The sequence below is a fragment of the Amycolatopsis sp. NPDC054798 genome, assembly GCF_053611505.1.
In genome coordinates, this window is the sequence record NZ_JBSHAM010000180.1 from 1 (window position 1) to 9,117 (window position 9,117).

A 9,117-nucleotide genomic window follows, 5' to 3' on the forward strand; every position below is an offset into this window, starting at 1 on the left:
GCGGGGGAGAGACGTTGTCTGACTCAGACCCACCGGGCGGGGGGGCGCGCAACCGCCGCTCGGGGGCCTCAATACTTCGCCGGTGGCGGGGGGGCGCCGCGCGGCTCCCGGCCGCCTGTTTTTCGTCCGCCGCGCGGCGCTGGGTAGGCTCGTCCGGTGGTGGAACTGCTGGGGCCTGCCGAAATCCGCGGGCTGGCCGACGAACTCGACGTCCGGCCCACGAAGAAGCTCGGGCAGAACTTCGTGCACGACCCCAACACGGTCCGCCGCATCGTCGAACTCGGCGGCGTGCGGCCGGGGGACGTCGTGCTGGAGGTCGGGCCCGGGCTCGGCTCGCTGACGCTGGGGCTGCTCGCCGCGGGCGCTCAGGTCGTCGCTGTGGAGATCGATCCAGTGCTGGCCGCCCGGCTGCCGCGCACAGTCGCCGAACGCGCGCCGGAGGCAGCGGACCGGCTGACCGTCGTCGGAGCCGACGCGCTGCGAGTGCGTGCCGCCGATCTGCCGGCCGAGCCGGTGTCGATCGTGGCGAACCTGCCGTACAACGTCGCGGTGCCGGTGGTGCTGCACCTGCTGGCCGAACTGCCGTCGCTGCGCAGCGGGCTCGTAATGGTCCAGACCGAGGTCGCCGACCGGATGGCGGCCGGGCCGGGCAGCCGCACCTACGGCGTGCCGAGCGTGAAACTGGCCTGGTACGGCCCGGCGCGCAAGGTGGCCGCGGTGCCGCGCACGGTGTTCTGGCCGGTGCCGAACGTCGATTCCGCGCTGGTGTCGTTCACCCGCACCGACCCGGTCTCCGGGGTGGATCGGGCGCGGCTGTTCGCGGTGGTCGACGCGGCGTTCTCCCAGCGGCGCAAGACTTTGCGGGCGGCGCTGGCGGGATGGGCCGGTTCCGCCGAGCGGGCAGGCGAGCTGCTCGCCGAGGCCGGGATCGATCCGAAGACCCGCGGTGAGCAACTGGACGTGCACGCGTTCGCGCGGATCGCGGCTGCCGGGAGCTGACCGGGAGTCCTTCCGCGGCGGTGCCTACGAATCGATAGCGCGGGCAGCCAGCCATCGCGTGCACCTCCCCCTCGCGGAACACCTTCGCCAGTCCAGTCCCGTAGCTTCGCTTTCGCCGTCCAACAGCAGCGGCGCGGCGAGTATTCCGCTGACCCTCCGTTGTCGCTGATCGTGTTGCCTCCGAGGCCATTCAGCTACTCTCGGTCATCGCGCGAGTGCGGCCGAAACAGCCCTCTACCTGTGACGGGCGGCTCGTCAGCGCTCGGGCATTCGGGCGAGTCCGATTGCTCCGCGGCCCGGATTGTTCAGCGGCACCGGTTCGAGGTGCTTCGCACTGATGAGCTTTTTGCGCCCGCCGACCGCAGTGGCCAGCCGCGGAGCCAGCCCTGCGAGCGACTGCCTCTTGACAACGGGAAAACTATTGATCCATAAGGGTCCTTGATCGTCCATAGTGGAACGAACGGGTTCGCTCCGGCGGCCGGGGGCGGGTCTTTCCCAGGTCGACGCGTTGTTCGGCGACCGAGGCTCCGGGTTTCGCGATCCAGGACGCGGTGTTCCGGTATGCGGGCACCACCAGACGTGTGATCTGCACCAACGCGCTTGCGTTCAGCCAATGGGATCGGCTTTACTCGAAAGCGTCCATCCCGAGCGACTGAGAGACCTGGCTCGCCGAAGTCGCAGCAACCACCCTCCGCAGGGCAGGTGCTACCGCCAGGACCGATGGAGGCTGTTTTCGATGAAGAGGGTCACCCGCCCGCTCCTGCTGACCCGCCGGCGCGTAGTCGACGAAGGTCGCCGCTCGGTATGTGCGTGTCGACGCTCCATGGTCATCGCCTGATCGTCTTTTCCGCAGTTTCTTGCGCCGTCCACAGTGGACGGTAATTCGATGACGCCTGGCGCGCCCGGAAACGGCGCTGCGCCTCGTTTTGCCTGGAGCCCTTTCGTGATCACTGTCGAAAACGTGTCCAAGTCCTTTCCCTTCCACGGAAATCGCGTCGCCGCGCTGCGCGACGTGAGCGTTGACGTGCAAGCCGGCTCGCTGTTCGGAATCGTGGGCCCGTCGGGTTCCGGCAAGTCGACCCTCGCCCGCTGCATCGCGCTGCAGGAGCGCCCCGACCGCGGCGTCGTGCGGCTCGACGGCCTCAACACCGCGACGCTCGACGGCAAGCGGCTGCGGGAGATCCGCCGCCAGCTCGGCGTCGTCGGAACCAATCCGGAGCTGATCGCCGAGCGCACCATCGCAGGCAACATCGCCAGCCCGCTGGAGCAGCTCGGCGTCGACGGCCCGCAGCGGCGCAGCCGGGTCGGCTCGCTGCTCGACCTGGTCGGCCTCACCGCCCGCGCCGCGCAGAAGCCGGAAGAACTCACCGAAGGCCAGCTCCGCCGGGTGGCGGTCGCGAAGGCGCTCGCCGCCGGGCCGGCCGTGCTGCTTGCCGACGACCCGACCGCCGGGGTCGCGGCCGAGGACGCCGGCGCGGTGCTCGCCGTGCTCGACCGGGCGCGGGCCGAGCTGGGGGTGACGGTCGTGGTCACCACGCCGGACGCGGACGTCGTCCGCCGCGTCTGCGACGACGTCGCGGTGCTCGACAACGGCGCGATCGTCGAGCGCGGCACGGTTCTCGACCTCATCTCGACGCCGGACAGCTGGACCGCGCAGGCGGTGCTGCCCTCGGTCGAGACGTCGCGCGCCCAGTCCGCGAAGTACGACCGCGCGGTCGACGTCGTGCTGATCGGCTTCGCGTCGGTGGGTGCGCTGCTGCCCGAGGCGGCCAGCCGCTTCGACGTGGAACTCGCCACCATCGGCGGCGGCCTCACTCGCATCGGGGACACCCCGATCGCCCGCTTCCGCCTCGGCGTCCGCGGCGAGCGGGCCGACGCCGCGCTGTCCTGGATCTCCGAGCGGGGTGCGCACGTGAGCCAGCCGGCTCGCGGACCGCAGAGCGTCGTCGCTGCCTGATTCCCTTTCCCTGAGCTGTTTTTCGAGGGCCGCCCCATCCGGTCGGGGCGGCCCTCGCCACGTCCGCGGGACGCGGCGACCGAGAAATCAGGTCGCTTGGCCGAACTTTTAGGACGAGTGTCCTGGAGTCTGTCCACTGTGGTCGTTCCGGCGCAAAAGCTCCGCCAGCTCCGGATCCGCGTGCGCCTCGGCGGTCTGCTTCCACTTCGCCACGAGGGCGGCGACCGGGGCCGGGTTGCCAAGGGATTCGGCCCGCTCCAGGGTTTCGGCCAGTTCTCCGACGAACGTCCGCAGCTCTGCCGCCGGCAGGTACCGCGCCCACGGGAACGCGGCGGGCAGCGCCTCGGCGGCGAGCGCGGCCGTCTCGGTGCTGCGGCGCACCAGTTCCACGAGGAGCGTCACAGCCGCCGAAGCGCCAGCCGCGACCTGCTCGGCGCGCTCGGCGGTGACCAGCAGCAGATCGGGTTTGTCCTTCTCTCGTCGGCGAATCCGGACCGAACGGCTCGGCGAACGTTCGAGCTGGTCCACCACCCGGCGCGGGTGCAGGGACAGCTCGGAGAGGTTGACTTCCGGCGCGGCCATACTTCCAAAGTAGTTCCAAACTAGCCCGTCCGGCCAATCCGGGACGACGAGTGGGGGAACTTCTGTGCCAACGTTTTCTCCTGGCGGGACCCGGCGCGCGGCAGCCACGTAGGCTGGACGGGTGCTCGCCGTCGTTCCTCCACCAGTCACCGTCCGGGTCCCGGCCAAGGTCAACCTGCACCTGGCCGTCGGCGACCTGCGGGCGGACGGGTTCCACGAGCTGGTCACCGTCTTCCAGGCGCTTTCGCTCACCGACGAGGTGACCGTCGCGGCCGCCGACGAGCCAGGGCTCGAGGTGTACGGCGAGGGGGAGCGCACGGTGCCCACCGACGGCACCAACCTCGCCTGGCGCGCGGCTCGTGAGCTCGCCGCTTACGCCGGACGGCCGGACGCGGATGCGCCGAAGGTGCGAATCGTGCTGCGCAAGGGCATTCCGGTCGCCGGCGGCATGGCGGGCGGGAGCGCGGACGCGGCGGCGGCGCTGGTCGGGCTGTCGTCGCTCTGGAAGCTCGACGTCACTCGTGACGAGCTGGCCACTATCGCCGGCCGGCTGGGCAGCGACGTGCCTTTCGCGCTGTACGGGGGCACCGCGCTCGGCACCGGCCGCGGCGAACAGCTCGTGCCGGTGCTCGCGCGGCACACGTTCCACTGGGTGCTGGCCTTCGACGAGGAAGGCCTGTCCACCCCCAAGGTGTTCGGCGAACTCGACCGGTTGCGCGCCGACGGCAAACCGCCGCGGATCGGGTCGCACACGCCGGTCGTCGAGGCGCTCGCGTCGGGTGACCCTCGCCAGCTCGCCCTGCTGCTGGGCAACGATTTGCAGGCGGCGGCGGTGTCGCTGCGGCCCGGCCTGCGCCGCACGCTGCGCGCCGGGGTGAACGCGGGCGCGCTGGCCGGATGCGTGTCCGGCTCCGGGCCCACGTGCGCGTTCCTGTGCTCCGACGCGGAAACGGCGGTCGAGGTGGCCGCGGAGCTGTCCGGCGCGGGAGTGTGCCGGACGGTGCGAGTCGCGCACGGCCCGGTGCCGGGAGCCCGGGTGGTCGGCGGCGACGACGCGCCGCGCAACGTGCCGCCGCGCGTGCACGCCTGAAACTTTGTCTCAATAGTCCACAGTGGAAAGGATCCGGATGGCCAACCTGGTCAACCTGGAATCGGTGAGCAAGTCCTACGGCGTGAAGCCGTTGCTGGACAACGTTTCCCTCGGCGTCGCCGAGGGGCAGCGGATCGGCGTCGTCGGGCTCAACGGCGGCGGCAAGACGACGCTGCTCGAAGTCCTTTCCGGACTGAGCGAGCCGGATTCCGGCCGGGTGAGCCAGGTGCGCGGCCTGCGGATGGCCGTCGTCACCCAGCGCACCGAATTGCCGACCGGCAGCACGGTCGGCGACGTGGTGCTGGAGCGTTACGGGGCCGAGCACGAATGGGCCGCCGACGCCCGCGTCCGGTCTATTGTGGACGGTCTCGGCATCACCGCGATCGGTCTCGACACCCCGACCGCGAACCTGTCCGGCGGTGAACGCCGCCGGGTCGCGCTGGCCGCCGCGCTGACCGGCGAACTGGACCTGGTGGTGCTCGACGAGCCCACTAACCACCTTGACGTCGAAGGCGTGCGCTGGCTCGCCGATCACCTGCTGGGCCGCCGGATCGCGGTCGTGGTCGTGACGCACGACCGGTGGTTCCTCGACACCGTCGCGAGCCTCACCTGGGAAGTCGCCAACGGCCGGGTCGAGCAGTACGAAGGCGGTTACGCCGACTGGATTTTCGCGCGTGCCGAACGCGCTCGCCTCGCCGCGACCGCGGAGGAGAAGCGGCAGAACCTGGCGCGCAAGGAGTTGGCGTGGCTGCGGCGCGGTCCGCAGGCGCGGTCCTCGAAGCCGCGCTACCGCGTCGAGGCCGCCGAAGCACTGATCGCCGACGTGCCTCCGCTGCGCGATTCCGTGGAGCTGATGGCGTTCGCGAAACGCCGGCTCGGCAAGACGGTGCTGGAGCTGGAAGACGCATCGCTGCGGGTCGGCGACCGGACGTTGCTCGACCACGTCACGTGGCGGATCGGCCCTGGCGACCGGATCGGCCTCGTCGGCGTGAACGGCTCCGGCAAGACCACGCTGCTGAAGCTGCTGGGCGGCGACGTCGAATCGCCGACCGGGCGGCGGGTGCAGGGCAAGACGGTCGCGCTCGCGCACCTGCGCCAGGAACTGGACGACCTGCCCGCCGACCTTCGGGTGCTGCAAGCGATCGAGCAGATCGCCGGCCGCGTCGTGTTCGGCAAGCAGGAGATGACCGCGTCGCAGCTCGGCGAGAAGCTCGGTTTCCCCGCCGCGCGGCAGTGGACGCCGGTCGGCGATCTCTCCGGCGGCGAACGGCGCCGGCTGCAGCTGTGCCGGCTGCTGATGGCCGAGCCGAACGTCCTGCTGCTGGACGAGCCGACGAACGACCTGGACATCGACACCCTGCAGCAGCTCGAAGACCTGCTCGACGGCTGGCCGGGCACGATGGTGGTGGTCTCGCACGACCGGTACCTGGTCGAGCGCGTCTGCGACGCCACGTACGCACTCCTCGGCGACGGCAAGGTGACCCACCTGCCGGGCGGCATCGAGGAGTACCTGCAGCGCCGCGCCCGCGCGAAGGAAGCCGCGCCGCGTCGCGAGGCACCGGCCGCGGAGAAGACCGAGGCCAAGCGCAGCGCGGCGGAAACCCGTGCGGCGCAAAAGGAATTGGGCCGGTTGGAGCGCAAGCTGGACCAGCTCGCGAAGCGCGAGGAGAAGCTGCACGCGGCGCTGGCGGAGGCGGCCACCGACCCGGAGAAGCTGATCGAGCTGAACACCGATCTGAAGGCCGTCCTGGCGGAGAAGGACGACGTCGAGGCGCGGTGGCTGGAGACCTCCGAACTCGCCGAGTGACACCGGTCATCCGCTGTTCACGCCGCCGCGGGCAGCGCCGGAAAACCGGACAGTAATCTGACGCACATGAGTCGGTTTGTGGACACACTCGTCGGGACCGCGGCGGACCGGGGGCAACGGCGCGGCATGGTGACCGGCGAGCCCAAGGAGCCGGTGCGCCGGACCTGGGCCCAGGTGCACGACGAAGCGCGCCGGATCGCGGGCGGGCTGGTCAGCGGCGGTTTGGCTCCCGGGAGCGCGGTGGCGGTGCTGGCCGCCGCACCGGTGCTGATCGCGCCGACCGTGCAGGCGGTGTGGCTCACCGGCGGCAGCGTGACGATGCTGCACCAGCCGACGCCGCGCACCGACCTCGCCGAATGGGCCGAGGACACGGTGGCTGTGCTCGAGATGATCGGGGCCGAGCTGGTCGTGCTCGGCGAACCGTTCGATCAGCTCGCCCCGGTGCTGGAAGGCAAGGGCATCGGCTACCGGCTGATCTCCGAGCTGATCGAGGCCGAACCGCTGGCCGAGATCGTGCCGACCGCGGAGGGCGACACCGCGCTGCTGCAGCTGACCAGCGGTTCCACCGCGGAGCCGAAGGCCGTCCGGATCACCTACGGCAACCTGTACACCAACGTCAAGGCGATGGTCGACCGCGCCGAGTTCGAGTTCGACACCGACGTGATGGTGTCGTGGCTGCCGACCTTCCACGACATGGGCATGGTCGGCTTCCTGACCGTGCCGATGACGTTCGGCGTCGAGCTGATCAAGATCACCCCGGTCGAGTTCCTGACCGGTCCGTTGATCTGGCCGGAGCTGATCAGCAAGTACGGCGGCACCACCACGGCCGCGCCGAACTTCGCGTACGCCATCGTCGGCAAGCGCATGGCACGCGTCGAGGACGACAACGCCTACGACCTGTCGAAGCTGCGCATCGCGCTGAACGGCGCGGAGCCGATCGACGAAACGGCCGTCAAGACCTTTGTGGACGCCGGAAAGCGGTTCAACATGCCGCCCGAGTGCGTGTTCCCCGCGTACGGCATGGCAGAGGCGACGCTGGCGGTCTCGTTCGCGCCGCTGTTCACCGGACTCACGCTGGATGTCGTCGAAGCGGACGCTCTGGAAGCGGACAACCGCGCCGTGCCAGTCCCCGAGGGCGACCCCCGGCGCGGCACCGACGAGGTCCGCTCGTTCGCCCTCCTCGGCCGCCCCCTGGACGGCCTGGAAGCGGACATCGTCGACGAATCCGGCGCGGTGCTGGGCGACCGGCAGGTCGGCGAGATCCGCCTGCGCGGCGAGGCCGTGACGCCCGGCTACCTGACCGTCAACGGCCCGCTGGACACCCAGGACCAGGACGGCTGGATGAAGACCGGCGACCTGGGCTACCTGGCCGACGGCCAGATCGTGATCTGCGGCCGCCGCAAGGACGTCATCATCATGGGCGGCCGCAACCTGTACCCGACCGACATCGAACGCGCCGCCGGCTCGGTCGACGGCGTACGGGCAGGCAACGCGGTCGCGGTCCGCCTGGACGCAGGCAGCCGCCGCGAGCGCTTCGCCGTGGTCGTGGAGTCCAAACTGGCCGGTGACAGCACCGAAGAAAACCGGCTGGCAAAGGAAATCGCCGCCCGCGTCCGAGACGCCGTGGACATGCGCCCCTTCGCCGTAGTAGTCCTCCCCGCCGGAAGCCTCCCCAAAACCCCGTCCGGCAAGGTAAAACGCGCCGCCACCGCAGCCCAATACGCAGACAAAATCGCAAAAAACGCAGAGGCTTAACCGTCTTTTCCAGCCACCAAGCCACCTGCCCAACTGCAGCCTGCGCTCCCAAACCCGCCAGCGCAGCCACACCCGGCCCTGCACCCCGATACGAAGCCAAAAACACGGTCTGAGGGTGCTTGTCAAGGCATCTTTCCCGCCTTGACAAGCACCCTCAGACCGTCGTCACAATCAGCTTCGGGGTGCCCCCACGCAACAATTCACCGAGGCAATCCCCAACCTCCGGCTGAAAACGCCGGACTCAAAGTCTCACCGTCCAGACAGCCCCTCGACAGACGCCTCAGCCACCACCGGCCAAGACACCCCAGCCGCAGCCTCCCCCGGCCCGCGGCTCCCCGGAATCATCGGGGCCTTCCTCCCGGACCTCTCGGCCAGCTGCGTCTCCACCTCGTCGAGAAACTGGTCGACCTCGCGCTCGTCGTACCCGCGCTTGCCGATCAACGGCTTGGAGAACAGCACGTGGTGGACCTCGGCCGCGGTCAGATCGTCCTCGTCGGCGATCGTCTTGGCGATCCGCCGCACGAAGTCGTCGACCTCCTGCTTGGCGTAGCCGCGGCGGCCGATCGGGGCGTTACCGAAAGCGACCTCAGCGAGATCCTCGGCGGTAAACGGCATGGATCAATCTCCGATTCAGGGTCGGGGTGGGGCGAACTCCTGACGTCCGTCCTAACCGGTCCCCGCCACCCCGGGAAGCCCGCACCCGCCCGGAAGACTCGATCAGGGCCCCATAAGCCGCCCATCGAGTGAGAAATCCATCACGCACGGCCACTGCGGCTCACCCACACGCACACCCAGATCGACGACCCCCGCGCTGCCGCATTGGACTTTTCTCAGCAGGCGTTGTGTGCGGTTCCGCTTGGGCGATGCGGAGCGCTCCTGGGCGTGGGGGTTGGCTCCGGTAGAGGTCCGTGAAGGGCTCCTTGAGGG

7 protein-coding genes and 1 riboswitch are annotated in these 9,117 nt (G+C 70.1%); of the genes, 5 read left to right on the plus strand and 2 right to left on the minus strand.

All coding sequences use genetic code 11. The annotated features are described in order from the left end of the window. Positions 1-156: 156 nt before the first annotated feature. Together rsmA and ACWGIC_RS43950 are read left to right on the plus strand one after the other, a co-directional pair. On the plus strand, positions 157-999 hold the full coding sequence (gene rsmA, locus ACWGIC_RS43945; RefSeq protein WP_452081876.1) for a 16S rRNA (adenine(1518)-N(6)/adenine(1519)-N(6))-dimethyltransferase RsmA: 843 nt from the start codon (positions 157-159) through the stop codon (positions 997-999). A gap of 636 nt (positions 1,000-1,635) precedes the next feature. Next, a riboswitch (SAM riboswitch) is annotated at positions 1,636-1,726 on the plus strand. Between the two features lie 216 nt (positions 1,727-1,942). Continuing rightward, positions 1,943-2,956 (plus strand): methionine ABC transporter ATP-binding protein, encoded by a 1,014-nt coding sequence (locus ACWGIC_RS43950; protein WP_452081877.1) that lies wholly within the window; start codon positions 1,943-1,945, stop codon positions 2,954-2,956. 108 nt (positions 2,957-3,064) lie between these two features. Here the strand turns inward: ACWGIC_RS43950 and ACWGIC_RS43955 are convergent, their stop codons facing one another. Continuing rightward, on the minus strand, positions 3,065-3,538 hold the full coding sequence (locus tag ACWGIC_RS43955; protein ID WP_452081878.1) for a hypothetical protein: 474 nt from the start codon (positions 3,536-3,538) through the stop codon (positions 3,065-3,067). A gap of 121 nt (positions 3,539-3,659) precedes the next feature. On the opposite strand from ACWGIC_RS43955, the gene ACWGIC_RS43960 reads away from it, so the two are divergent. The 3 genes from ACWGIC_RS43960 (at position 3,660) to ACWGIC_RS43970 (ending at position 8,190) form a co-directional block, all read left to right on the plus strand. Then, the gene (locus tag ACWGIC_RS43960; protein ID WP_452081879.1) at positions 3,660-4,628 is read left to right on the plus strand and encodes a 4-(cytidine 5'-diphospho)-2-C-methyl-D-erythritol kinase; all 969 of its coding nucleotides are present in this window, start codon (positions 3,660-3,662) and stop codon (positions 4,626-4,628) included. Positions 4,629-4,665: 37 nt separating this feature from the next. After that, entirely contained in the window at positions 4,666-6,435 is a 1,770-nt protein-coding gene (locus ACWGIC_RS43965) for an ABC-F family ATP-binding cassette domain-containing protein (RefSeq protein WP_452081880.1), read from the plus strand. Positions 6,436-6,501: 66 nt separating this feature from the next. After that, positions 6,502-8,190 carry a fatty acyl-AMP ligase gene (locus ACWGIC_RS43970; protein ID WP_452081881.1) on the plus strand — a complete coding sequence of 563 codons (1,689 nt, stop codon included), beginning with the start codon at positions 6,502-6,504 and terminating at the stop codon, positions 8,188-8,190. A gap of 249 nt (positions 8,191-8,439) precedes the next feature. On the opposite strand, the gene ACWGIC_RS43975 is transcribed toward ACWGIC_RS43970, so the two are convergent. After that, positions 8,440-8,805, minus strand: coding sequence for a DivIVA domain-containing protein (locus ACWGIC_RS43975; RefSeq protein WP_452081882.1), 366 nt, complete (start codon positions 8,803-8,805; stop codon positions 8,440-8,442). Positions 8,806-9,117: the final 312 nt, after the last annotated feature.